This window comes from Sphingobacterium psychroaquaticum (assembly GCF_004421025.1).
Classification (GTDB): domain Bacteria; phylum Bacteroidota; class Bacteroidia; order Sphingobacteriales; family Sphingobacteriaceae; genus Sphingobacterium; species Sphingobacterium psychroaquaticum.
In genome coordinates, this window is the sequence record NZ_CP038029.1 from 2,535,892 (window position 1) to 2,562,811 (window position 26,920).

Annotated in this window: 22 protein-coding genes; 7 read left to right on the forward strand and 15 right to left on the reverse strand. The window is 44.6% G+C overall.

The window, feature by feature from the left end; genetic code table 11:
- Nucleotide 1: 1 nt before the first annotated feature.
- From E2P86_RS10735 to E2P86_RS10745, 3 genes are all read left to right on the forward strand, one after another.
- Nucleotides 2-3,037, forward strand: a complete 3,036-nt coding sequence (locus tag E2P86_RS10735; RefSeq protein WP_134432926.1) for an AAA family ATPase — start codon at nt 2-4, stop codon at nt 3,035-3,037.
- 66 nt (nt 3,038-3,103) lie between these two features.
- Nucleotides 3,104-4,603 (forward strand): sodium/proline symporter PutP, encoded by a 1,500-nt coding sequence (putP, locus tag E2P86_RS10740; RefSeq protein ID WP_134432928.1) that lies wholly within the window; start codon nt 3,104-3,106, stop codon nt 4,601-4,603.
- A 29-nt stretch (nt 4,604-4,632) separates the two neighbouring features.
- Nucleotides 4,633-5,319 (forward strand): 2-C-methyl-D-erythritol 4-phosphate cytidylyltransferase, encoded by a 687-nt coding sequence (locus E2P86_RS10745; protein WP_085471610.1) that lies wholly within the window; start codon nt 4,633-4,635, stop codon nt 5,317-5,319.
- A 240-nt stretch (nt 5,320-5,559) separates the two neighbouring features.
- On the opposite strand, the gene E2P86_RS10750 is transcribed toward E2P86_RS10745, so the two are convergent.
- From E2P86_RS10750 to E2P86_RS10790, 9 genes are all read right to left on the reverse strand, one after another.
- The gene (locus E2P86_RS10750) at nt 5,560-6,588 is read right to left on the reverse strand and encodes an NAD(P)-dependent alcohol dehydrogenase (RefSeq protein WP_134432930.1); all 1,029 of its coding nucleotides are present in this window, start codon (nt 6,586-6,588) and stop codon (nt 5,560-5,562) included.
- 177 nt (nt 6,589-6,765) lie between these two features.
- The gene (locus E2P86_RS10755) at nt 6,766-7,530 is read right to left on the reverse strand and encodes an MBL fold metallo-hydrolase (RefSeq protein WP_085471608.1); all 765 of its coding nucleotides are present in this window, start codon (nt 7,528-7,530) and stop codon (nt 6,766-6,768) included.
- Between the two features lie 2 nt (nt 7,531-7,532).
- A complete protein-coding gene (locus tag E2P86_RS10760) occupies nt 7,533-7,799 on the reverse strand; it encodes a hypothetical protein (protein ID WP_085471607.1) in 267 nt (88 codons plus the stop codon).
- 58 nt (nt 7,800-7,857) lie between these two features.
- Nucleotides 7,858-8,853 carry a glycosyltransferase gene (locus E2P86_RS10765; protein ID WP_134432932.1) on the reverse strand — a complete coding sequence of 332 codons (996 nt, stop codon included), beginning with the start codon at nt 8,851-8,853 and terminating at the stop codon, nt 7,858-7,860.
- Nucleotides 8,854-9,804, reverse strand: a complete 951-nt coding sequence (locus tag E2P86_RS10770; protein WP_134432934.1) for a glycosyltransferase family 2 protein — start codon at nt 9,802-9,804, stop codon at nt 8,854-8,856.
- A gap of 103 nt (nt 9,805-9,907) precedes the next feature.
- On the reverse strand, nt 9,908-10,537 hold the full coding sequence (locus tag E2P86_RS10775; RefSeq protein WP_085471604.1) for a DUF4199 domain-containing protein: 630 nt from the start codon (nt 10,535-10,537) through the stop codon (nt 9,908-9,910).
- A gap of 7 nt (nt 10,538-10,544) precedes the next feature.
- A complete protein-coding gene (locus E2P86_RS10780) occupies nt 10,545-11,213 on the reverse strand; it encodes a hypothetical protein (RefSeq protein WP_134432936.1) in 669 nt (222 codons plus the stop codon).
- Between the two features lie 3 nt (nt 11,214-11,216).
- Entirely contained in the window at nt 11,217-12,485 is a 1,269-nt protein-coding gene (locus E2P86_RS10785) for a dihydroorotase (RefSeq protein WP_085471602.1), read from the reverse strand.
- A 232-nt stretch (nt 12,486-12,717) separates the two neighbouring features.
- Entirely contained in the window at nt 12,718-13,287 is a 570-nt protein-coding gene (locus E2P86_RS10790; RefSeq protein ID WP_085471600.1) for a UbiX family flavin prenyltransferase, read from the reverse strand.
- Between the two features lie 342 nt (nt 13,288-13,629).
- Here E2P86_RS10790 and E2P86_RS10795 point away from each other — a divergent pair, with 342 nt between their 5' ends.
- Nucleotides 13,630-14,283, forward strand: a complete 654-nt coding sequence (locus E2P86_RS10795; RefSeq protein ID WP_085471988.1) for an ankyrin repeat domain-containing protein — start codon at nt 13,630-13,632, stop codon at nt 14,281-14,283.
- Here the strand turns inward: E2P86_RS10795 and E2P86_RS10800 are convergent.
- From E2P86_RS10800 to E2P86_RS10820, 5 genes are all read right to left on the reverse strand, one after another.
- Nucleotides 14,280-15,557, reverse strand: a complete 1,278-nt coding sequence (locus E2P86_RS10800) for a DUF2851 family protein (RefSeq protein ID WP_134432938.1) — start codon at nt 15,555-15,557, stop codon at nt 14,280-14,282. The genes E2P86_RS10795 and E2P86_RS10800 overlap by 4 nt on opposite strands.
- 28 nt (nt 15,558-15,585) lie before the next feature.
- On the reverse strand, nt 15,586-16,377 hold the full coding sequence (locus E2P86_RS10805; protein WP_240775494.1) for an SDR family oxidoreductase: 792 nt from the start codon (nt 16,375-16,377) through the stop codon (nt 15,586-15,588).
- 7 nt (nt 16,378-16,384) lie between these two features.
- Nucleotides 16,385-18,259, reverse strand: a complete 1,875-nt coding sequence (locus tag E2P86_RS10810; protein WP_134432940.1) for an Nramp family divalent metal transporter — start codon at nt 18,257-18,259, stop codon at nt 16,385-16,387.
- Between the two features lie 74 nt (nt 18,260-18,333).
- Nucleotides 18,334-20,205, reverse strand: coding sequence for a RagB/SusD family nutrient uptake outer membrane protein (locus tag E2P86_RS10815; protein WP_134432942.1), 1,872 nt, complete (start codon nt 20,203-20,205; stop codon nt 18,334-18,336).
- A 10-nt stretch (nt 20,206-20,215) separates the two neighbouring features.
- A complete protein-coding gene (locus E2P86_RS10820) occupies nt 20,216-23,446 on the reverse strand; it encodes a SusC/RagA family TonB-linked outer membrane protein (protein WP_134432944.1) in 3,231 nt (1,076 codons plus the stop codon).
- 546 nt (nt 23,447-23,992) lie between these two features.
- Between E2P86_RS10820 and E2P86_RS10825 the strand changes: the two genes are divergently transcribed.
- The 3 genes from E2P86_RS10825 (at nt 23,993) to E2P86_RS10835 (ending at nt 25,804) form a co-directional block, all read left to right on the forward strand.
- Nucleotides 23,993-24,535 (forward strand): hypothetical protein, encoded by a 543-nt coding sequence (locus tag E2P86_RS10825; protein WP_085471597.1) that lies wholly within the window; start codon nt 23,993-23,995, stop codon nt 24,533-24,535.
- Between the two features lie 126 nt (nt 24,536-24,661).
- The gene (locus E2P86_RS10830) at nt 24,662-25,309 is read left to right on the forward strand and encodes a hypothetical protein (protein ID WP_134432946.1); all 648 of its coding nucleotides are present in this window, start codon (nt 24,662-24,664) and stop codon (nt 25,307-25,309) included.
- A 114-nt stretch (nt 25,310-25,423) separates the two neighbouring features.
- Nucleotides 25,424-25,804, forward strand: coding sequence for a hypothetical protein (locus E2P86_RS10835; protein WP_085471595.1), 381 nt, complete (start codon nt 25,424-25,426; stop codon nt 25,802-25,804).
- Nucleotides 25,805-25,815: 11 nt separating this feature from the next.
- Here the strand turns inward: E2P86_RS10835 and ribD are convergent, their stop codons facing one another.
- Nucleotides 25,816-26,877: a bifunctional diaminohydroxyphosphoribosylaminopyrimidine deaminase/5-amino-6-(5-phosphoribosylamino)uracil reductase RibD gene (gene ribD, locus E2P86_RS10840; RefSeq protein WP_134434039.1), complete on the reverse strand. Its 1,062-nt coding sequence runs from the start codon at nt 26,875-26,877 to the stop codon at nt 25,816-25,818.
- Nucleotides 26,878-26,920 lie beyond the last annotated feature (43 nt).

Genomic DNA, 26,920 nt, shown 5'->3' on the forward strand with positions numbered 1-26,920 from the left:
CATGTTACCATTATATTTAAGCGTCGAAGGATTATACTCCTACCAGAAAAAGCAAGAAATCGATTTCACGCAACTGACCGAAGCCGGCTTATTCGGTATTTTTGGACATGTAGGCTCTGGAAAATCATCGATTCTGGAAGCAATCGGTTTTGTCTTGTACGGTGAGACAGAGCGCCTGAACAAACAGGAGAAACGCACTTATAATATGTTAAACCTCAAGTCGGACGCCGCCTGTATCGTCTTTGAGTTTCTTAATTTTGAAAACCGTAAGTTTCGCTTTGTCGCGCAATGGAAGCGAAAGAAGCGATTTGAGGAAACCAGTACCTTAGAGCGTTTTGCTTACGAATGGCAAGATACAGGTTGGTTGCCAATGGATTCTGCCGATGGCGGGCTCGTTACCAACCTGACCTATGCAAACTTCCGCCGTACCATCATTATTCCGCAAGGTCAGTTCAAAGAATTTCTAGAGCTAAAAGGGAAAGATCGATCGGATATGATGAAAGAGATCTTTAACCTAAATAGATTTGATCTGGGACCAAAAACGGCTCTTTTACAACGAGCCAACAACAGTAAGATCGAGCATGTCAAAGGCGCCCTTTCAGGCTTTGAGACTGTCAGCGCAGAGATACTGGCGCATAAGCTGGCTGATCTCAAAGACGCACAAGAGCTGCTGAGCACAACCAAAACAGCAACGTTAGCCCTAGAAGAGCAATGTGCCTGGCTCATTCAAGGCAAGCAGAACAGGACTGCTCTAGCGGCAAAAAAACAAGAATTAAATGTTCTGCATGGCGATAAGCCACGTATAGAACAATTAGATAAGGAACTGCGTACCTACGAAACCACCAATCAAGTATTTCGAGAGATCCTTAATGTAGCGCTCCGTCTCAACAAGGATAAGGAGCAGCTTACATATAAGATTGAACAGCTGTCCGTCAAAAAGAAAGACACCCTGGAGCGTCTCGAAGAAAAGGAACAACAGTGGCTCGCTATTGCCGAAGACTTCAATAAGCTCGAGATATTCCGCGCTGAGCTGGAAGACCTTAAGCTCCTGATCAGCAATGCTCAAAATCATGAGAAACTGACCATCCTCACCAAGCGCCTGAACGACGGAAAACCTTTCCTGGAAAAAGAACAGAACGTAGAGCATGAGCTCTCCGCACAAATAACCAGTAAAGAGGAAAATCTGGAAGAACTAAAGACAGCTAAGGTCGATACTGCAGAACTTTTAGCATTGGAAAACTGGTACCAAGCGAACGATAGCAACCAGGCACAGATTACCGATATCCAACAACGAATAGACAAATATCAAACAGATATAGAAGAGATTAAACAGATATTTGCGGACAAAAACTTCACCTCAGAAAATTGGGAAGAGCAGCTTGCCGAACAGGAGCGCACGCAAGAAGCTGCCCTAACCGAGCTACGCAAAACGGAGACACATCTAAAAGTACAACTGAAGTTGGCTGAGTTTGCAGACAACCTGCATGCGGGACACAGCTGCCCATTATGTGGCTCACTGGCGCACCCCGACCCTATGGTTGCCCACGGACTGGAAGAAAAAGAACAAGAGCTCGAGCAACAAAAGGCAGAGATCAAGCAGCGTATCCTCGCCTGGAAAGAAAACTCCACAGCCCTAAACCGCGCCGCAACGCGACTAAAGGATATGCTGACACAACAGCAACAATGGTCAGCAAGTCTTTTAGATGCCCAAAAGAAACAATCTTACCATTTGAATCAATTTCAATGGCGTGATTTTTCAGCAACGGATAAGTCTGCCTTCCTGCAATATAAAAACAAGAGCAAACTTGCCGAGGACAGTATCAAACAAGTGGAGCAAGAAATAAAGACGCTCCGCCAACAACTGACAGCGACCCAAGGTAAAGTCGAGAAATACAAAGTTTCCCTCAGCGAATTTGAGCAAGAGATTACTGTGCTCAACAGTTTGACGCATCAAAACATAGCGCAATTGCGTGCCTTGAAAGCGGCAGACTTCACCGAGAACAGTCCACAATCGTTAGCAGATCTGCAAGAAAAAACGGGTAGTAAGATTAAGTTCTTAGAACAGAGCCACCGAACACTCAGCGAGGAGCTGAATCTACTCAAAACAGCTTTAGCCACCGTTAATGCGGAGCGCGGTATTGCCAAAGAGCAATTTCAACAACTGGCGCAGCAGCATAACCAAAAGCAATCCGAAATATCCTCGCTCCTTGCGGAGCATGGATTTAACGATACCATGCAGGTACAACAGATCCTGCAAAAGAATCTAAACAGCGAGGCGATACGTCAAACAATTCAAGAGTTTGTCATGCAATTGCACCTTATCCAGAATAAAATAGCAGAACTGGAGCAATTGATTACAGACGACCAGTATAATGAGCAGGTTTTTGAAGAAAAAACGCAGTTATTACGACTGAAACAGCAAGAGCTAGAAATGCAAATCCGCTTGACGGGTGCACTGGAAAAAGAATGCGCTCACCTACAGGTAGAAGTTGCCAAAAAAGAAAAACTGGTAGAAGAGTACGAAAAGCTAAACGTCCGCAAGGCAAACCTCACCACCCTTGAAAACCTATTCCGTGGTTCGGGTTTTGTCAATTATGTATCCAGTATACATCTACAGCGTTTGTGCGAAATTGCCAATATCCGTTTTCGTCGCTTAACAAAAAACAGCTTAAGCCTTACTGTCAACGAATCCAATGAATTTGAAGTTATAGATTATCTGAACAACGGTTACCAACGATCTGTCAAGACCTTATCTGGCGGACAAAGCTTTCAAGCATCCCTTTGCTTGGCCCTAGCTTTGGCGGAAAACATACAAGCCTTAAATAGAGCCGATCGTAACTTTTTCTTCATCGACGAAGGTTTTGGTACCCAAGATATAGAAAGCATTAACGCCGTATTTGAAACCCTCCAATACCTACATCGCGAAAATCGTATTGTCGGTATTATCTCCCACGTCGAAGAACTAAAAGAACGCATCCCACGTTCTATTACGGTAACCAACGACACAGAACACGGCAGTCAGATTAAATATAACTAATACGAAAATGGGGATGATCTTTTAGAAAACATTCCCTATTTTCGCTACAAATAAACTCCAGAAATAATGAACGTCTACGAACTAATCTCCATAGGTCTTTATATGTTACTGATGATTCTCATCGGTGTTTATTCCTATCGAAAATCAACGAGTAACTCTGATGAATTCCTGATTGGAGGCCGTAAGATGGGCGCTGCCGTGACCGCACTCTCCGCTGGCGCTGCCGATATGAGTGGCTGGCTCTTAATGGGTCTACCTGGCGCTATGTATATTTCTGGTTTATCTGCGTCGTGGATTGCGATCGGGTTGACAATCGGTGCTTTTCTAAACTATATCTTGGTCGCCCCACGTTTGCGGGCCTATACCGAGGTAGCAAGTAACTCTATTACCATACCTGTCTTTTTAGAAAACAGATTTAAAGACAAGTCTCAGGTTTTAAAGATTACTTCTAGTCTTTTTATCTTAATTTTCTTTACGCTGTACACCTCTGCAGGTATGGTCTCTGGCGGACGTTTATTTGAATCTGCCTTTGGTATCGATTACCATACCGGCCTTTTGGCAACCAGCTTTGTTGTTGTACTCTACACCTTCCTAGGCGGTTTCCTTGCCGTTAGCTTAACGGATTTCGTACAAGGTACCATTATGGTCCTGGCGCTCGTTATCGTGCCTATAGTACTCTTTACCCAATTAGGCGGCGTAGCACTGACTTTCGAAATTATTGCCACTAAAGATCCTATCTACCTGCAACTCTTTCAGGGTACGACTGCCATCAGTATCATTTCCTTGCTGGCTTGGGGATTAGGTTACTTTGGTCAACCGCATATTTTGGTTCGATTTATGGCGATCGACAAGATCAGTGACCTGACCAAAGCGCGTCGTATCGGTATTACCTGGATGATCTTCACTGTTGGAGGCGCCCTATTGGTTGGTTTAGTCGGTATCGCTTACCTCTATCAATTTGACCCCGAACGCATGCAGTTGTTCGACGGATCAAAAGAACATGCGGAAACGATCTTTATACACTTATCACGGATCCTGTTTCATCCCTTGATTGGTGGCTTCTTACTTTCCGCTATCTTAGCGGCTGTGATGAGTACGATATCGTCTCAATTGCTTGTTACCTCCAGCTCGTTGACAGAAGATATCTACCGCGCCTTTATCAATAAGAATGCATCGGGTAAAAATTTACTGATGATGAGTCGCCTTTCCGTACTCATCGTGGCTGCCATAGCCTACATTTTATCCATCTCCCCGCAAGACAGCATCTTGAACTTGGTGGGAAACGCTTGGGCGGGATTCGGTGCAGCCTTCGGTCCGGTAATTTTACTTAGCCTATTGTGGCGCAAATCCACCAAATGGGGCACCCTATCGGGGATGCTAATTGGTGGTGTCACGGTCTTGTTGTGGGTATATGTACCGCACGACTATAAGGAGGTATATGAAATTATTCCAGGCTTTGTATTGGCTTTACTCACGAATATCCTGGTCTCCTTGCTTACACAACAAACCGACCCTACCATCGATGCAGAATTCGATGAAGTGGATCGCTTGGTACAAAAGGGTTAATTTGAGCAATTACTCGTAGCTTTGTAACCATGCAAAAGAAATATGCCATCATCGTTGCCGGCGGCACGGGAAGCCGAATGGGAAACAACCTTCCGAAACAGTTTCAGCTGCTTGCGGAACGCCCTATATTGATGCATACCTTAGCAAAATTTTCTGATAGTGCAGATGCTCCTGAGTTAATCGTTGTACTTAACAGTAGCATGATAAACTACTGGTATGATGAATGTAAGAAATATTCATTTACAGTAAAACATCACATTGTGGAGGGGGGCGAAACACGTTTCCAAAGTGTTCAGAATGGGGTTAACTATATCGCAGAAATGGAGCCGGCCGCTGATAGCCTGGTTGCCATCCACGATGCCGCACGCCCCTTGATTTCATCGGAATTAATAGATGAAGCCTACACAAAGACAGCAGTTTTAGGAGCTACAGTCGTTGCGCTTGCCAGCACAAATTCGGTACGTTACGGCACCGAAGCATCCAATAAAGCCGTCGACCGTTCGCAAGTGTGGATCGTCCAAACACCACAAACATTTCGGTGGTCCATCCTGTCAGAAGCATTCACGCAAGAAGAGCAACCGTTTTTTACCGATGACGCGAGCGTTGTCGAGCAGCTGGATATCCCTATCCATATTGTTCCCGGCGAACAACAGAACATCAAGATTACCTACCCCGAAGATCTAAAGATCGCTGAGATGTTGATCGCTCGAGAGTGAGGAAGAGGTGAAGGTGTAAAGAAGTAAAGGGGGTTAAGACGGTAAAGCAGTAAAGATCTACCAACTACCAACTACCAACTACCAACTAAAATCACCAACAAAGCCTTGTGGCTCTGCAAACTACAATCTAGGAACTACAATCTACCAACTAAACAAAAAAAAGGGATCCAAGCCTTGCCTGAATCCCTACCAACCATTTTACGTTGGTGACTAACCAGAATTATTACAAAAAGTATCTTTTTACGGAACGAGCACTGCACGTCCTTTTATTTTTCCTTTAGCAAGCTTATCATACACCTCCACGGCTTGTTCCATCGGGTATTTCTCGATATCAATTTTGATTTTCCCCTGACGCGCCAAAGCGATGACTTCTAGGAGTTCTGTTCGTGCGCCCCAATACGGTGTACTGATTCGCGTACCGTATGGCACAGCGGCAGCATGGAAATCCAGGTGTCCACCACCTAAACCGACAATCGTCAGGTCACCATCTAAGCCAACCACTTGTTGACCAATAGTTACCGTTGGACCAACGCCAACAAAATCGAGCACTACAGCAGCCTTCTTTATGCCTGTGATTGCTTTGATTTGACTTACGACATCTTTATCCGTCGTATTAACCACATAATCCGCCCCATGTTTCTTGGCTAAATCTAATTTATCACTCGATATATCGCCAGCAATAATTGTTGCTGCTGTAGTGGCCTTAAGAATTTGTAAAGCAACATGCCCCAAACCACCGATTCCGAACACCACCACAAATGCATCTGAAGTCAGTTTATCTTTGGAGCGACGAATCGCAGCATACGGAGTTAAAGCGGCATCAGTTAGCGGAGCCGCGATGACAGGATCTAGATCGCCAATGGGCGCCAATAACCTCGACGAAGGAACCAACATATATTCTGCCATTCCACCGTCAAGCCCTAACCCACCGCCAAACGCGTTTTCACTTTGGTGATCGCAATAATTTTCTCTCGACTCCTGACAAGGCTTGCAATGACCACATCCCCACGGACCATAGACCAACACAGCCTCCCCTTTCTTTAAGCCCTTAACGCCATCTCCCATCGCTTCAATCCATCCCGCGTTTTCATGCCCCAACGTAAAGGTTGCCGGATTCGGCCCTAAAATACCATCGTGAATAATATGTAAATCAGAATGACAAACACCCGCACCACCAATTCTTAGAAGAACCTCGTCTCCTTTTGGTGTTGGTTTTTCGACTTCTTCAATGCGTACATCATTTGTACCGTGGAATCTTACTGCTTTCATTTTAAATCGTTTTTAATTAACTACCTCAACTATTATAATAACGTCTATCCGACGAAAAACAGTATAAATTACCGTTAAAGGCAGTAATTATTTCTAGTAGCAACTAAACTAAAAACAGAAGAAAAGAGGAATTGTTTTCTTTAAAAGAAATAAAATAAAAATTCAAGATAAAAACACTTACAAATCGAGCACAAGCTGATCATAAGCGACATAAATCCCTTCGGGTAAGGATTCTTCGATTTCGGTATGTGTTCCAAAGCGATGGCTGATATGCGTCAAATAGGTACGCTTAGCTTTCACTTCCCCCGCAAAAGCAATAGCTTCATCACGTGTAAAATGTGAAATATGCGGTTCATGTTGTAAGGCATTCACCACCAGCACCTCCACGCCTTCCAATAAAGCCATCGTCTCCGCAGATACGGTCTTAGCATCGGTAATATAAGCGAATGTACCGATCCGGAACCCCATTACCTGCATCCGGTAATGCAACACCTCAAACGGCATGATTTCCTGATTTCCAATAACAAAAGAAACACCAGGTTCAATCTCCCTTAGCTCTAATTGTGGCACTCCAGGATACTTAAAAAGGGTAAAGGCATAATAAAACTCTCGCTTCAAGGCATCATGTGTTTCTGGTGTACCATAAATAGGAATCACCTCCTTTTGCACATAATTAAAGGCACGCACATCATCCAAGCCAGCGATATGATCTTTGTGAGAATGGGTCATCAATACAGCATCCAGGTGCTTTACACCGGCACGTAACATCTGGTACCGAAAATCAGGTCCCGTATCCACCACAAGGACAGTGTCATCAAACTCGATCAACACCGAAGTGCGCAACCGTTTATCGCGGGAATCCGTCGACGTACATACGTGACAAGAGCAAGCAATAACCGGAACCCCTTGCGAAGTACCTGTACCTAAAAAAGTAACCTTCAAAACTATTCCTCTAATTTTTTAACAACCTTGTAGAACTCTCGTTTTTTATCATCCAGCAAGCTTAGATCAATCTCCATTTCTTGCAACAGCTGAATCAGGGAATGTATCCGGACCTCTAAGGTCGAAAACTTATTCACCATAATCACCTTTGTATTCTGTATCAAACAAGCACCCGTCCGAAATGATCCTTTCTCATAGCGTAGCTTATAGCCCAGATCATTAAATATATCCTCCAGCTTGCCTAAATTATATTGCGTAAATGAAATCACGTTTCTTATTTTTTGAACAAAATATAAAACTTTACACGATTATAAAAATCCTGTCTATTTATCTTTTCAACACTATTTTTTCCCATGCATTGGTTAAGAACCCCGTACCGTAGGCAATCAATTGTGTATAAGCAGCTACGACAGCTAATAGCGCCACATCAAGGCGTTTCGTAGTTGTCCATGCGTGCAAGAACAAGCCCATCGTATACAAGGTCAAAAATAACCCACCCATGGAAGCCAAGCTGTTCACAACGATGCATGCACCATGCGTAGCCACGTTAATTAAAACAAGCAGCAAGAGCCCGACCAATCCGAGCACAAAAACAGCGGGCAGGGCATGCACGGGCTTCAGCTCCTTTGGAAATAATTTAAAGATATCAATCCGTCCTTTTCCAAACGCATTCGTTTGCTTGTAGAATTGTTGAAAATTAGCCCTTCGTTTATGATATACAAACGCTTCAGGAATTAGACCAACCCGAAAGCCTGATTCAATAATCCGAATACTAAATTCAATATCCTCCGATCGTCTAGAAAGCTTAAATCCTTTCGTCTGTTCATACACGGCACGTGATATCCCCATATTAAAGCTTCGCGGATGAAACTGTCCGACATGTTTCTTATTTCCTCGGATACCGCCTGTGGTGAACGGGCTCGTCATAGAATACGAAATAGCCTTTTGAATCGGCGTAAAAGATTCATGCGCCGCATCCGGCCCGCCGAATGCATCCCAGTTATCACGCTTAAGCCCATTGACCACCTGAAGTAAATAATCTTCCGGCACCAAAATATCGGAATCAAATACGATGAAGAAATCTCCCTTAGCACGCGCAAAACCATAATTGCGGGCAAAGCCTTGCCCTTCATTCGGTTTTACATAATAATGCACATCCAACCGATCCTGATAGCTCTTTACGATATCTGCAGCGGGCGCCGTGGATCCATCTTCCACGATAATAACCTCAAAATCAGTATACACCTGCAGCGTCAAAGAATCCAACAATTCTTTAATCTCCTGCGGTCTATTATAAAGCGGAATGATTATAGAAAAGAACATCTATATCACTTTGGCTATATGGTACTTATTTCTATCCGCTGAATTCCGGGATACCAACTCGGCAATAAAACCTGTCAGGAACAGTTGCGTACCAATTAAGATCGCCACCAAAGAAAGGTAGAATAACGGTTGATCGGTCACATTACGATATGGCGTACCATTGGCAATGCTCATCAATTTTTCAACGATCAGAAATAAGGTAATGAAGAAACCGATGACAAAGCTTATCGAGCCGATCGCCCCAAAGAAGTGCATCGGACGCTTACCAAATTTACCAACAAAAAAGATCGACATTAAGTCCAAGAACCCCTTTACAAAGCGGCCGGCACCGAATTTCGTCGTTCCGTACTTACGCGGATAATGCTGCACAATTTGCTCTTGGATATTCGTAAATCCGGCCCATTTGGCCAACACAGGGATATAACGGTGCATTTCACCATATACCTCAATACTCTTCACAACATCCTTCTTATATGCCTTCAGTCCACAGTTGAAATCATGTAGGTTATGAATACCGGACATACTGCGTGTTGCCGCATTAAACAATTTAGTTGGGATCGTTTTCGTCAACGGATCATAACGCTTCTGTTTCCAGCCCGACACCAAGTCTGCCCCTTTGTTCATCACCCGATCATATAATTCCGGAATTTCATCCGGGCTATCCTGTAGATCGGCATCCATGGTAATCACGACATCTCCCTCAGCGATATTAAAGCCCACATTCAATGCCGCAGATTTACCGTAATTACGTCTGAATTTAACGGCGCTAATCTGTTCGTGTTGTGTTTTGAGCTTTTCGATAACCGACCAAGAAGTATCCGTACTTCCGTCGTCAACCAACACAATCTCATATGAAAAATTATGCTGATTCATCACACGGCGAATCCAATCTGTTAATTCTGGTAAAGACTCCTCTTCATTGTATAAAGGAATGACAACCGATATATCCATATATAGTATTAAAAAACAAGATTGTCACTGGTAGGTATTGCATCACCTCCATTTCGGAAGATCCACCACCCCGTGACAATCCTATCCACATTATTTATCTGTATTAAATATTTTCTTGCTCTATCGAGGTCGTCCCATCGACATTACGCTTCACTTTTAAGAAAGCAGGCTTTTCACGTTTCAAAATTGCAGCTAATATCAGTGCAAAAACGAAATACATGATCAAATTTACGCCTAATCCCTTTAGGGTTTGTCCCACAGAAAATGTACGTAATTCATCTCTTGTTTTCTCGAGGTCCGCTACTTGTTTATCGATCAGGTCCTCTCCCGCTCCCATGCTTTCCATTGTTTCGATCGTCAGGTTGATCGTCTTATCAAAAACCACTTGCTGTGGTTCAGGAACGATCACATTAAATACTGCAGAACCGATACTGGAGATGATAACAGCAATAGCAAGCATCGTAAAGATTCCTTTAAGCGCCTGACTGAAAGTCCAGAAGCCACCAGCTACCGTACGCAGTAGCACCGAAAAATATGCTGTTAACGCAATCATAACAACCAAACTGGTACCACCGGCAATCATCGAGATCATTTTAAAATCCGAACTGCTTACAAGCAGGTACATCGATACAATGCTCACCACAAGGGAAATAATCCCTAAATAAACACCATACTTAATACCTTCTTTTTTAACAGCTTCTGCTGCGAACTCCTCGTTAAAATCCTGATTCATAAATTAGTTATTTATTAAAGTTTACAATAATTTGGTATGTAGCTAAATCTAAAGCACGGTTTTGCGATGCTTTTACAAATTCATCAAACTGTGCGTCTGTAGGTTTTTGCTCATTAAAGAAACTCATAACCGGGTAAAACAACTCCTTCATATCATCATTAAAAGACAGACTCTCCGCCACCTTACTAATTTCCGGATATGTGCTGTCTACCAATATCTGGTTAGCGATAACCGTTTCATAAATATTATACTCGTCTTGGAACTCATCCTCTTCAACCAGCAAAAATTCCTTCAAGTAATCATCCAATGACGGTTCGATTTCATCATCAGCGCACTCTCGAAGATACAAAAAGATATTTAACAATTCGGTACCGCGATCGATCGTATCCTCCTCAATAGCTTCCCACTCTGGAGAATCGAGGTAATCCCCTTCCAACTTCTGCACATCTTCAGCAAAGAAGTTAATCATTAACAAATCAAAGTATATTTCGCGTAGTTCCTCAAATTGCTGGTGATCGTCAAACACCGCGTCAAGAGCTGCTACTTTATCGACAAAAGGTTTATCCAACTCGAAAGCTTTCGCTAATTCGGTAGAGAATGCCGCGCCATCAATTTGCTCTGTTTTGGCATAAGCCTGAATTCCTGCATTAAATGCTAACTTTACTTTACCTTCCATAACTTATTTATTTTCTATCAGTTGATTATTATTGACAACAGCGAGAACCTTTCCCGTCAGCTCTTGACCCATCACTGGGCTGTTGGCAGATTTTGATTTATTTGAAGCCGCATTGAACACCCACTTCTCCGTCGTACTGAACACCACTAGATTAGCTGGTTCACCGACTGTTAGTGTAGGCACCTCACGTTTTAGTACAGCACGCGGACCAATAACAAGCTTCGACACAATCTCTTCGTCCGTTAACCCCGCACGCAGCAAGAAAGGTAATACGGTCTGAAAACCGATAATACCATCTTTCGCTATATGGAATTCCACATCTTTAAACTCGATTTCCTGAGGGGTATGTTGCGATACCACCGCATCGATCGTTCCATCACGTAGCCCTTTCAACAACGCTTTTACATCCTTTTTAGTACGCAACGGAGGATTTACTTTATAGTTGCTATCAAAGGTGACCACCTCATCGTCCGTGAACACTAAATTATGTGCTGCCACATCACAGGTAACCTGGATACCTTTTGCTTTCGCCTTTTTGATAAGCTCCAGAGATTCAGTAGTTGAAATAGTTGTGAAGTGAATAGGCGCTTCATTATACTCGGCTAAGAAAAGATCCCGCGACACCATTAATGATTCTGCAAGATTCGGTTTCCCTTTCATACCCAGGTATGTGCTCATCACCCCTTCATTCATCTGATTTCCGCCCGCAATAGATTCATCCTCCGCAAAAGAGATAATCAACCCATCAAAACCTTTCGCATACAGCAAGGCACGTCCCATTAATCCCGCTTGTTGTACACTGTGGTTACCATCACAAAAAGCAACCGCGCCTACCGTTTTCATATCATACAGCTCAGCCAGCTCTTTACCTTCACGTTTCTTACTCACCGAACCCACTGGGTATACATTAACTAGATTCCCTTTCGCCGCATTCACCACCAATGCCACTTCCGAACGGCTTTGTAGTGCCGGATTGGTGTTTGGATGAATAGCAACCTCCGTAAAGCCACCCGCTGCTGCCGCGCGCGTTCCAGTAGAGATATCCTCCTTAGTTTCCAAACCAGGCTCGCCAAAGTTACTGTTCAAATCAAAGAAACCTGCCGAAACAACAGCGTTCTTTGCATCGACCACCTGAACGTCCTTACCTTTCGGGGTGATGCTTTTAGCGATCTCACGGATACTGCCGTTCTCAATCAGCATGTCAACAATTTGTCCATCATGTTGATGCCCTGGCAAAACCAGTTTGGCCGCAGAAATCAATATATCACTCATGTATATTATATAAATATTTTAAAAACAATGAATTACAATCTATTATACCCTTATCAAGGAAGTTAAAATGATAAGATGGAGCTGTGTTATTACGAAACAGGTTCTGCTTTTTTTCTAGCGAAAAATCAATACTATATTGAACACAAGCAACCAATTTGGAGAACTGTCTCATTAAAGTACAAATTTAGAAAAATTTACCTTTTCTCACAAGTGTTTAATTTAGATTAAACCGCTACTCGCCCCACTTAAAGCTATCGACGTGGATATCACAAAGAGAAAGCACCCGATCCACCACCGTAGCCGCTAAATCCTCAAAGCTTTGGGGTAGACTGTAGAAGGACGGACTGGCCGGACAGATGATCCCTCCTGCTTGTGTTACCAATTGCATATTATTAATATGAATGGTACTTAACGGTGTTTCGCGCGTCACCATAATCAGCTTGCGCCTTTCTTTCAAGATCACATCGGCCGCACGTGTCGTTAAGTCAGAAGAAACCCCATGGGCAATTCGTGCCAGTGTTCCCATCGAAGCAGGCACCACGATCATCGCTTCATAATTAGCCGATCCCGATGCGAAAGGTGCCATAAAATCATTCTTGGAGTAAAAAGTAAAGGGATAATCTTTATACGATTCGTTCTGCAGTTCGAATTTCCACACATCTTTAGCATTGTCAGACATCACGACCGCAACATCCTGAACCTGGTCGGAAAGAAGCATTAACTTATCCAACAACACCTTTGCATATATCGATCCGCTAGCACCCGTAACGGAAACTACGATTTTCTTTTTCTTCTGTACCATATTATACAGGCAAAGCTACTAAAACAGGGCCGAATTAAGGTGTAAAAAAAATAAGGGCCGAATAGAATATCCGACCCTACATCTACCTATGAAAAACATGCCCTTGGGGAGGGCATAACAAAAATAACTTAATTATTAGGATAACCAAATTCTTTTAAGATATTTTTAATTCTTTGTAGTCTATAAACTACACTTATGTCGAAGAAAAATGACATCGTCTATATAAAAAAAAGAATACTGCTATTGAAAATCAAGCGCTTAACTTGTCCACAAATCAAATATTATTAACAATAATAAAAGTTACCGTATTTTTTTATTTAATTCGTGACAAAGATTATGCTGATGAGCTTACTTAAGTTAGAAGAATACATAGAAACGGGAAATCATCATGACCTAGAGATATTATTGGTTAATGCACCCGAGTTATTACGGGAAAAGACAAGCCATGATATTTCGCCGCTACTGCTCGCTTGTTATTACCACAAAGAGCAAGTCATAAAGACCATCCTAAACCACCTGACGACTATTACCGTGCACGAAGCATGCGCGATTGGACTGACGCAACAGGTTGAACTTATGGTACAACAAAAGCCAGACGTAATCGATGAACTATCATCGCACGGTTTTACCCCGCTTGGAATCGCTACCCATTTTGGACAGGAACAGGTGGTTCGTCTTCTTTTGGCGAAACATGCGGATCCAAACATATCTTCACAAAACGGTTACCATGTTTATCCACTCCATACGGCCATTACCGGTAAGTTTGATACCATCAGTAAAATGCTCGTAGAAGGCGGAGCCGCTGTCAATGTAGTACAAAGCTCTCGTATTACACCTTTGCACCTTGCTGCACAACAAGGAAATATCGAAATGATTATTTTACTGTTGGAGAATGGCGCCGATATCAGCATCAAGACCGACACCGGACTTTATGCAAGTGATCTGGCACAAGAAAAAGGATTTAAAGAGATTGCCGAAATCTTAAAGGTCGTTTAGCGCCTAAATAAAGAAGTCCCGATAGCACAGCGCAAACATTGTTTGTGCGTGCAATAGTGCTGATATACCTGCAATGCCGCTTGCGAATCGGCGGCATTGTGTATGGGTACACCTAGTGCATCAAATGAAGTAGTCACCTTATTTTTCTCTGCCGGCAAATGTGTAAGCCAACCCAATGCTTTGAGACGAAGCGCCTCCTCCCCAACTAGAAGGGCGTAGCTATACATTACCGGAATAAAAGCATTTATAAGAATGTGCGAGGCAAAAGTCTCCGTTAAACCTACGCGATGTACCTTTGTCTCCTTCGCAAATAGAAAATGACTTTGCCAATAAAGATTTACCTTTATTTTTTCGAATAACGAAAATATGTCCTTAGGCTGTTCCGCCGATTTAATCCGTTGAAACCAATATGGAGTTTCTCCATACAGTGCCGCCAGTTGGGCCATACGGATCGTTGGAAAATTAAAAGGACGCATCCGGAGGAACTTCCACTGGAAATGATCGTTATCCGTTAGGTTGTGTAACACCTGCAAATACCCATACTCACGCTGTAACGACAGCAGGTAGCTATCATCCTTAGCCCCTCTCAGCATACCCGCCATTCCAAAAAAGTAAGCTTCCAATTTCAGGGGTTCCTGGTGGTATCGTTTCACCAAGTTAAAATTGAGGGCTCGTCCAAAATCAAAAAAGGTATCCGCATTGACCTTCATCCCAAAAGCCCGACATACCATAACAAACAACACCCGTTCCCAATCGCCCTGCATCTCCTTGCTTAACGTTTGAATATCGGCCGCCCTTGTTTCGAGGCGCTCCGAGAGTGCGCGATCCAACATCTGTATCTGATAAGGCATTTCTACCGCAGGAAGATGCCGCGCACAGGGAATCCAATCGAACCCTTTCATGATATCGGCATACGTATCCAGTAAACGACCATCCACATGTTCCTGTAGGACAAGCGTTGGAATAATCGTACCATCCGCCCGAGTAACGGGCATCGGGTTTTTATACACGACATGCAAGATCACGTTATTATAGGCCGAATCCTGATCATGCTGATGACGACGCCAATCTGCGCCGTCCACATGAATTTCAACATGCCCATGCCAATCATAATCATCGATCAGGATATGGCTATGCATAAAATCGGGCCCTGCATTTCTGTTATGCCAACCGGTATGTAATATTTTGATTTTTTCGCCTGTCTGGCTACGTAATTCGAATTGGTTAAAAAGCCTTAATTGCCAGACGAAGTGTAACAACTCTTCTGCAATCATGCTTAAAGATACGAAAAACGTGGCGCCCCTACAACAGCCCTACACTTGCTCCTCCATCCAACGGGATGGCTGCACCGTTTAAAAATGCCGCATAATCGGACGCTAAAAAAGCAACCAAATAGCCGTACTCCATCGGATCTCCGAGTCTTTTTACCGGTATCTTAGCAATACGCTCTGCTTTCACCGCATCAAAAGAAACACCGCCCTGTTCTGCCTGCATCTCCATCAAACTGTTCAACCGATCGGTATCAAAAAAGCCGGTAAGCACCGCATTTACGGTAATCCCATCCGGCGCCAGCTCTGTAGAAAGCGATTTTGCCCAGCTCAGGAGCGCTGTACGCATGGTGTTGGAAAGAATCAACATGGGGCTAGGCTCTTTCACCGTCATGGACGATACATTGATAATCCGTCCCCACCCCTGCTGCCGCATATGCGGAATCGCCAACCCTGTGGTCCATACCGCATTCTGGAAAAGCAAGTCGAATGCTTGCTGATAGTCGCTTCCCCCCTTGCTAAGCACACCACCGGCCTTCGGTCCCTGCGTATTATTGATTAAGATATCTATATCGTTATGCGAAAAGAAATCTTCAACCGTAGCCTTATAGCCCGCAGGATCTGCAAAGTCCGTCACCACGTACTGATGCTGCTGCCCCAATGTGGTATCCAACTTAAACAATGTATCCTTCAACTTTTCCTCATTACGCGCCATCAGCGTCACATCCGCGCCACACGCCGCCAAAACCAAGGCTATCGCTTTTCCGATCCCGGAGCTACTCCCCCCAACTAATGCCTTTTTACCTTTTAATGAAATATCCATCATACTATCTTTATTGCGCTATTAAAACCGGAATTTTAACAGCATGTCTTAATTTATTAACTGTTTCTCCAAATACAATATCCTTCCATCCCTTATGCCCATGACTCCCCACAATCAAGAGATCCGCCTGATATTTATGGCATAAATCTTTGATCGCTTTCACCCGATTATTGTAGCCCAGCTCATAACTCACCTCATATCCTCTTGCTACAAAATAGTCCGCATACTGCTTCAATTGCGCCATATCTCCACGTGTCTCGTAATCATCACTTTGATGCCCGATATATTTCACCGCGGCGCTCTCTACAATATGGGTCAGCACCAACTTACTTCGTTGCGCAGGAAGACGCAGCGCTTGGCTGACCACCTTTTCATCAGACCGCGAGAAATCCAGCGCCAGTACCACCGTATTAAATGCCGGTGCTTCATAAAAAACCAAATCTTCAAAAGCCCGGTGCACATCCGCTTTCACAGCCCTTCGTTTCAGGAGCCACGGATAAATCAACGTCATGACCAACAAAACCAGGAGCCCAAAGGCTCCGGCTAAAATAAGGCCATCCAACAGGACACTGGGCGAACTTTTCAACCACCCTTTAGCCTCTTCGTATACCAATTTAAAATTCAACACCGCAATAATTGCAGCAATGAGCCAACTGATTGATTTCTTGAAAAAGCCAATCGCAAATTCGCCCATCTTTTCTTTATCACTTACAAAGTGAATCAAGGGGATAACGGCAAAAGCAAGCTGCATACTCAGTAACACCTGCGAGAAGATAAGCATCTGTCCCACCTCCTTATCGCCATAGATCAGAATCACGATCACCGCCGGGATAATCGCCAGCAAGCGGGTGATCAAGCGTCGGAGCAGCGGACTGATCCGCAAACGGAGGTAACCTTCCATCACAATCTGTCCGGCAAGCGTTCCCGTAATCGTGGAGCTTTGTCCGGCCAAGATCAAAGCAATGGCAAACAATTTAGGAGCCCAAGCGGATCCCAAGGTGGTTCCCAACAGGTGGTACGCATCTTGCAGTTCGGCCACATCGTGCATTCCCCGTTTATGAAAAACCGCCGCCGCCAAAATAAGGATTGCCGCATTGACAAAGAAAGCCAGATTCAATGCGATGGCACTATCAAAGAAATTATACTTCAAGGCTTTTCGGATCGACGGAGAATCCTTATTAATCTTACGGGTTTGCACCAAGGCAGAGTGGAGATACAAATTGTGCGGCATCACCGTCGCACCAATAATACCGATAGCGATATAAAGCGCGGCATTATTGGGCAGTGAAGGAATAAAACCTTTCGCCACTTCGCCCAGGTCGGGTTGTGCAAAAAACATCTCTACCAAGAAACACAGGCCAATAACGGTAACCGTCCCAACAATAAAAAGCTCCAACTTACGCATCCCCAACCGTTGCAGGTACAACAAGAGAAACGTATCCACAAAGCTGATCAGCACGCCCCATATAATATCGATCCCGAACAAGAGGTTCAATCCAATTGCCATTCCCAACACCTCCGCCAAATCACAAGCAGCAATCGCAAGTTCGGCCAGCACATACAACACAAAATTCATCCGCTTGGGATAGATCTCTCGATTACATTGCGCCAAATCCTTTCCCCGCACAATCCCCAATCGGGTGCATAAGCTTTGCAATAAGAGCGCCATCAGATTGCTCATCAGCAACACCCACAGCAGTGTATAGCCAAACTGGCTCCCGCCCGCCAGGTCCGTTGCCCAATTCCCCGGATCCATGTATCCGACACTAATCAAGTACGCGGGACCAAAGAAGCTCAGCATGCGCCTGAACTTCGATTTTCCTTTATGCACTTCTACACTTTCATGTACGTCGTCGAGGGATTTATGCGGTTGATTTTCTTGCATGAAGAAAATTAGCATATATCTGAGTAACATCAAAAAAAAAGCGAGATAAAAATCTCGCTTTCTCATTACACCCATTAATATCCCGGGTTTTGGGTAAGCTTGGTATTTCGATTCATCTCGTCCCTATTGAACGAAGAAAAATACATCTTATCTAACCAAACCCTGTTTTCAATCCCCGGGTCAATCGTATTCACCGTATAGTTATACGTATAATTGTCTTTATCATATTTATACAAAGAAACCTGTTTCCCGGGCTTCAGCGTACCAAAAATACTTATGATGGTTGCTTTACGTCCGATCGTCTGTCCGGCTATCATCCATCTGCGCGCATCAAAGAAGCGATGCTCTTCATACGCCAACTCCACGCGGCGCTCATTTCTATAGCGTTCCTTCAGCGCCTCACCGCTATCCGTAATAGCTGGCATACCCGCACGATACCGTACCTTATTCAACCACGTCTTTGCCTCCGCCTCTTCGCCCAACTCCAAACAAGCTTCTACATAGTTCAACACCGCTTCCGTGTAGCGCAAAACCGGCCATGGAATCCGTTGTCTCGTATTTTGATCCACAATCGCAGGATCCATATCGACAAACTTCTTGTAGTAATACCCGGTATACGACCCGTTCCAATCTTCCACCGGACTATTTCGGGTATCCAAACCATACTGTATTGTTTTGGTTCCCGAACCATTTCCAATTTCATACTGCCCGGTTTGAATCTGGTTATAAGGATCCCGGTTCTTCACATCATCGGTACGTGGTTTCCAGCCGGCGCCATCGTGCAGTATAGTCGCATAAAAACGTGGATCCCGATTTTCATAGGGAGCTGCTTTCTGGGCAGCATTGTTCCAGCTAAACTTAGTGCCATCAGTTAACTCATAGTCATCCACCAACAACTGCGTTGGCGTATTTCCCGCCCAGTTGTGGTAACCGTTCGGACCATTATCACGCCCTACCCAGCCACCACGTTCATCTTTTAGGTCAATAAAGAAACGGCCTAAGATCAGATCCCTTTTACCGTCTGCATCAGCCACTTTACTACCGCCCCCCATCGCAATGGCATTGTAATTCGCTTGACCAGCGGTAGCAGAAACCGGTCCTGTGAGGTCCAATTTATAAGCGTGCTCCGCATGATCCAACACCAATTTAGCAGCATCCTTTGCCTTTTGCCAACGTTCGCTACGGCTGCCCGAAGGATAGCCGATATATTCCGCCTTCGCGTAAGCGGCAATCGTTGGGGACTTCGCCTTCGCCGTTGCATTATCATACAGGTCACTGGCGGCATACGTTAGCACCCGCGCTTTTAGTGCCAATGCGGCCACCTCGTTCGCACGCCCATCCACCTTGGCAATACCTTTAAGGAGCAACGCGGCCGAATCGCAGTCGTTAACGATAAAATCAACACATGCAGCATAAGTCCCCCGTTCCTTTGTATAATCCGTTTCGCCCAGCTTATACACTTGGTTTACCAAAGGTACCGCGCCATAGAAACGTACCAATTGCTGGTAGTAATATGCCCGCAGGAAATACGCTTCCCCCAGCAGCTGCGCAGCACGTGTCGGATTATCAAACTTAGGATTGCGTAAGTTTCCGATTGCAATATTGGTGGCACGGATACGTGTATAAAGATTACCATACTGATACGTGTCCATAATGTAGCCTTGCTCGGCCGGATTAGAACGACTTTCCGTTACCGTATTTATATTTCTTCCCGGGTGTGTAAACAACGCTTCATCCGTCATGGAAGCCATCTGTTGCTCATAGAAACCACCGACCCCAAAGCCATTGTATATGTCAAAAACGAAAGCCTGTGACAGCGCTGCATCCTTCCATACCGCTTCATCCGAAGCCTCTCCCAACGGTCGGGTGCTTACAAAATCATCGTTGCAGGAAATCGCAAGCATGCCTATGCTTGCCATACAGATCATATATTTGAGTTTGTTCATGTTTTAAATTTTAGAATGAAACCATAACCCCAGCGTTGATTAACCGCGCTTGTGGGTAATATTGTCCCAGTTGGTTTGTCGACTCCGGATCATACACCTTTACCTTACTCCATGTCAACAGATTAAGTCCACTGACATACAGTCTGAGGTTACTTATCTTTATCTTTTCCAGCACATGACTAGGCAAGTTGTAACCGAGCTCCACATTCTTCAAGCGCAGGTAATTGGTACTCCGTAACCAGTACGTATTGTTGTAAGAATAATATTGGTCACTGCGATCGGTAATCCGTGGATGCTCACTGCTCGGGTTATCGATTGTCCATCTGTTTTCGTAGAAGTCGTGCAAGTAGTTACCAATAGCACCCGATTCATCCGTTCCCACACGCAGCTCGCCACCAGTCGCCCCTTGGAACAAGACACTCAGATCAAAGTTTTTGTATGTAAGACCTAAATTGACACCCCCTTGGAATGTTGGGTCTGTATTTTTATTACGACGCACCCGATCTTCTGGGGTGATCTTTCCATCGCCATCATAATCTTGGTACTTCATATCTCCCGGACGCAGATTATTTGTAATGGCACTATAGTCTAATGTATTGGCTGCTATTTCTGCCTGATCTTTAAATACACCATCGTAGATGTAGTACAGTCCCGCATTAATTGCACGTCCCGTACTCTGCTGCCAAGCTGGTGATCCCGGTGCTTCATCCCAGAAGATAATCTTATTCTTAGCATAGCCACCATTTACCGAAACACTGTAGCCCACTTCGCCCACCTTATCGCGCCATCCCACATTAAACTCCCATCCCGAGTTATCTACCTTACCAATATTTTCAGCTGGTAAAGTCATACCCGTACTTTGTGGGATCGAGGCATTTCGGCGCCATAGGATGCTATTTCTGCTGTTCTTAAATATATCAAACTCCGCATTCATCTTTCCGCCAAAAAACTGGAAATCAAAACCGAGGTTATAGTTATTCGCCACCTCCCACGTGATGAAGTTATTAGGCACGCGTTTTTCAAACAACGATTTGACCATCTCTCCACCTACGATATAAGATCCAAAAGCATACGTCGAAAAATATTGGTATTCCTGTAGTGCACCATCGTAATACACATTGTCATTACCCATCTGTCCATAGGAAGCACGGATCTTGAAGTAATTGACAAAAGGCACATTATTTTTCCAGAAATTCTCTTCCGAAACCAGGTATCCGAGCATCACCCCAGGAAAGAAACCATAGCGGCTATCTTCCGGGAACATATAAGAACCGTCGTAACGCCATAGGAACTCCGCCATATATTTACTCTTGTAATTATAGCCTACACGGCCAAAGTAATTTAACCGGGCACGTTCCCAGGCACCGCCATTATTATCCTTTTCAGCGTCGCCACCAGCAAATAAATAATCGATATTATCCGACAGGAAATACCTTCTAAAAGCACTTAAATAGTCGTTACGAATCGTTTCCCGGTTCACCCCTGCCAATAAGCTCAGGCTGTGATCTCCAATCTTTTTGTCGTAGCTCAAGACACCACCCAATAAAATATTGAGCTGATCTTCATCGCCCTGTGTCAAGCGTGGTTCAGCAGGTCCCCGAATACCACGTACCAACTTAGGGGTCACCCCATCATCTTCGTAGGCCCCCTGCCAAGTATAAAGATACCAAGGCGTCTGCCATAGCTTGGTCTTTTTCATATACTTATCCACCGATGCCGTCAAAGAAAGCTTCAGTCCTTCGACCCACGGATTTGTAATATCCACCTGTCCATTGGTCTGCAAGTAATAGCGTTTATCTCTGTTATAGCCTGTTTGATCCGTTGTAATCACCACCGGATTCTCTCCATGCTCAATATCCGGTCCCGGCATACCATTTGGCCAGAAAGCCGGCATTGTTGGGTTTCCACGCATCAGCATCCGGAAGATCGTCCCTGCCGATTTGGTCGAATAATTACGGTCCTCCTGCCGTCCCAACACCCCAAACTGTGTTTTAATATACGGGCTGATATTGGCATCCAGATTAATCCGGAAATCATATTGACTATAGCCTGTCGCCGATTTTTTATAGTAGCCATCCTGATCCTGGTACCCCAACGACAAGAGGTAGCGCACATCCTCCGAGCCACCATCGATCTGTAGGTTATGCCGTTGTTGTGGCGACCAATTTTTCAACGCTGCTTTGTACCAATCGGTATTCGGGTGCCCCCACGGATCCGAGCCATCTTTAAAGAGCGTGACATCCTCCCGCGTAAACGGTGCCGTTATAGTTGTTCCATTCGGACGTACATACTTATCTTCTGTACCAAATCCTTTTAGCGCATTGGCCCACTCATTCACCGGCAGCTTATAAATCTCCAATTCATTACGCATCTCACTATACTCCACGGCATCCGCCAGTTTCGGAATTACGGTCGGTTGCGAGAACCCTTGGTTAAAATTATAGGACAGCTTCGGTTTACCACTTTTGCCTCGTTTTGTCGTGACAAGAATAACCCCATTTGCGGCACGTGCACCATAGATGGCGGCCGAGGCATCTTTCAGCACCGATATGTTCTCAATATCCGCTGGATTTAGGCGTTCAAAACCACCTTGTCGCGCAGGGATCCCATCAATAACAATCAACGGACCGCTATCCCCCAGCGTATTTGTACCTCTGATCTTGATGCTGGATCCATCGTATCCCGGTTCCCCTCCACCATTTGTGGCGATCACCCCCGGCACGCGACCTGCAATAGCATTCGAAACATTGACAGAAGGCGACTTCTGCAACTCCGCCCCCTTTACGGCAACCACAGATCCCACTACGTTTTCCCTCTTCTGAACGCCGTATCCCACCACAACAACCTCATCAATATTGGCATTGCTATCCGTAAGCGAGACATCGATTACCGATTGATTGTTTACCGGAAGCGTCACCAAATCCTTCCCAATCATATTAAAAGAGAGGCTTCCATTGGCAGGAACCCGTTGCAACAAATACTGCCCATTCTCATCGGTTGTTGTCGCCATATTTGTGCCGACAATCTGTACCGTTACCCCCGCCATGGGCGCATTTGTTAGCGCATCCCGAATAGTTCCCTTTACCGTAATTCCATCTTGCGGAATGCCGTTGTGAACCGTTAGCACCGTTGCAGCATAGGCACTATTCCCGAACGAGGAATAGCCTGTACACGCCAACACAGCGCTACCGATCCAAAAGAGTTTCTTCAACTCCTTCTTGTAATGTCGATTTGTACGCATAAGCATTTTTAATTTGGTTTAGAATTAATTAATTATAGCTGAATAGTATTTGCGCTAAAAGATCAAATACACCTGTGATACCGGTCTAAAAGGAGACTTCTGTTTTGAAAAGGGCATAGGATTTCCTGGGCAAAAAATATCATTTTTTTTACCTGCAGCTATACCATCGAGCATAGCTATCCCACTAGAAACGCTATCTGCAAAAAACGAAGGGGCAACCAGAGAACATAACATCCTTGGTTATTCCGTGCGTGCAGATATTGTTTAAATCAAAACAATCTTCTAAAAATAAAAATTAGGTATTAAGGTTTATTTGATGCGTTAAGTACGATTCCTTTTGTTGTTCTCATGTTTACTTTGTGTCTGGTTTATAGTTTTATGTTGCTCATGGGCAAAATACAGTGTAATCTCTCCGTTCAAGAAATGTGGCTCATACCTCATAGTGTATGAATAACACTGTGTTAGTGTAACAAACATAAATAAAAAAACTTAAAATGCAAATTTTATATAACAATTAATATTTTATCTTTTTTCGGTATTAGTGGTATGAAGCAAAAAGGAAGAGTTACCCCTTTCACGCAGTATTTAATTGACGGAATAAGGGTAGCACGTTTGGAGCAAAATATATCCGGTCGAAAACTCTCTTTAGAAATCACAGGAAGCAACCCGACACGGATTGGCAGCATCGAGAACGAATATACCAATGACCGATACAGTCCGGAGTTATTGCAGCGCGCCATCGACTACCTCCATATGCGGGTGGAGGATCTCTTTCCGGCGGATATCCTGGCGCAGGACACCTTGCAGGAAAAGACAAAAATACCGATCCTGCGCAACATGAGTATCCGCGGTGCCCTACTCTCGCTCCTGGAGGAAGGCTATTTTCATACCCCCCGTTTGCGTTCAGAAATTACGGCACACTACAACAGTTTTCTGGGTCCGACCTTAACACGCAAAGACAGCGACTTCTCCGCTCAGCTGGAGCAGATGTATAACGAAGGCTTGCTGCACAAAGTCGAACCGGTGACCGATTGGGGCGAAAAACTAATCCGCTTTGTAACGAAGCGAATAGAAAGCAGGAACAGCTAATTATTTTACAACTATAAATGATATCTTTACTCAAGCTAACTAACTAGGAGCATACGAATCGGTGTAAGTGATGTCTTTACCTTGTTCCTTCTCCTAAACCAATTAACTTGATATTAGTATTAATTTATGACGGAAATTGTCATACCTATTCTTTCTTATGAAATTAATACAACGGTGCGTCAGTACCGGGAAGAGAAGCTTTTCACGCAAGAGGAGTTTGCTTTTCTCATCGGGCGCACGGTTACGGAGGTCATGGATTGTGAGGACCTTACGAAAGGAGAAAGCTACGACCTGAACTTCCTTAATCTGTTTGCACGTATTTTGGCAAAATCGCCACGTGACTTCCTCCTGAACCTCCATTCGCCTACGCCATTGGTTAAAGTCAAGGCAACGCAAAGCCGCTCGCAGAAGCATACCACCTACAAAGGTACCCTAACAGCTAAAGGCGTTCCGATCCGGCAGGATCATTATCATATTGCACACACAGCAACCCCTCCTATCCCCCCAGCAGATAGCGAACAGGTTTTACAGGTACTGGAAGCATGGCTACTGGAAGGCTTCTTCCGTCCCGGCGTGACCGGACTATTTCTCTATGAGACCTGCCTACAACACCTTGCTGCTGGCGATCAACGGATCCCTAAGGACTTCCGTCCGCAGCACCTGATCGATGCTTTAGCCGTACTGAGCGGTCGCCGCAAAAGGCCAAAATTGTTACCGATGCGCCGAGCACCCAAGACCGAAGAAAAGTGGATTCTCTACCAAGAAGACTGTTAACCCCATCGTTACCTGTTATTTATACCGCTTCTAGATTTTGTACAAAAACGTTAAAATGCTTTTAAAAGTCGATCCGTTTCGATAACTTAGTTATTAATTATAAACGCCAACATTATGCACAGTAAAACAGAATACCTGATATGGGATAAGATTGTCCATAGTGCTAAAACACGTGTCGACATTTCTACTATAGGTGTACGCGCTTCAAAAATCCATCCTGAAATTATGGATCAGCTGATTCTTCACATGATTGCGGGTTTTGCTTCCGGAGAAGATCATTACACCATTGCAACGAGCCTACACAATGAGCTGCGCCATATTGGCATCGAAGTACATGAGGATACCATCGATGAAATCATTGCCGATAAGCATGTTGTCTTCAGTGCAGAGATTTATGCGGCTTACCTCACCTTCTCGATGTTGGAAGATGGTCATACCGAGCATGAGGTACTGGGTTACATTACCGAGCTCCTGGATCGTCCGACCGTCTATTAAACCCCGGCTTGTTACCGGTTCGCTTCGTTGTAGTACCAGTTTAAGGTATCGTTTCCTACCTTTTCCGAATATGTAGATAAGGCTGAAAGCGAAGGGCTTGCTATGCCTGCTCCCCACGTTTCTGGTCCGACGAAAACACGGGCTTCGTCCCATACACCGGCATCGATAAACAGCTGTAGTGTCTGTGCTCCGCCTTCAATGAGGATGGACTGCACATCCATCAGGTAAAGTTGATATAGAATATTCTGCGGTAGGTAAAGATCAAAATTTTCAAGTTCAATATGTTTGATATGGCCCTTCCAATCCGTTCGCTTCGCATTGAAGACAATCGTTTCGGCTTCAGCATTATAAATAGCGGCATGATCAGGCACCTTTAGGTGCTTATCAATAAGAATACGCTTGGGATTCAAGCCATGCCACAAGCGCGCCGTAAGCTCCGGATTATCGACCAGTGCCGTTGTTGTACCTACTAAAATAGCGTCCTCCTCGGCGCGCCATTTGTGCACAAGCTGCTTGCTGGCCTTATTGGTTATCCACCTTTGTTCCCCTCCCTTTGGCGCGAAAAAACCATCGCCCGTTTCTGCCCATTTCAAGATTACATAGGGACGTTGCGCCCGAATACGTGTAAAGAAGCGACGATTCAGAAAACGGCACGCTTCCTCCAGCACCCCAACCAAGACCGGAATTCCTGCCTCTTGTAACTTCCGGATGCCTGTTCCATTGACGCGCGCATAAGGATCAAGACAGCCGATTACCACCTCACGGAAGCCGTGATGCACCAACATATCGGCACAGGGAGGTGTTTTTCCATGATGCGCACAGGGCTCTAAACTGACGTAGATCGTTGATTCCGCAAAGAGCAGAGCCGCCTGATCGGGTCCATAGGCCTGTATCACCGCACGTACCGCATTCACTTCGGCATGTGGACCACCATAGGGCGAAGTATACCCCTCTCCTAAGATTTTCCCCTGGTGTACAATCACTGCACCTACCATCGGATTTGGACTCACCGTACCCGCTCCCAGGACCGCGAGGTCCAGGCAACGTTGCATATATTTCTCTGCCGTTTGCATCATACAAACTTAGTATTTCAGAAAGAATTAATAAAGTCTTTCC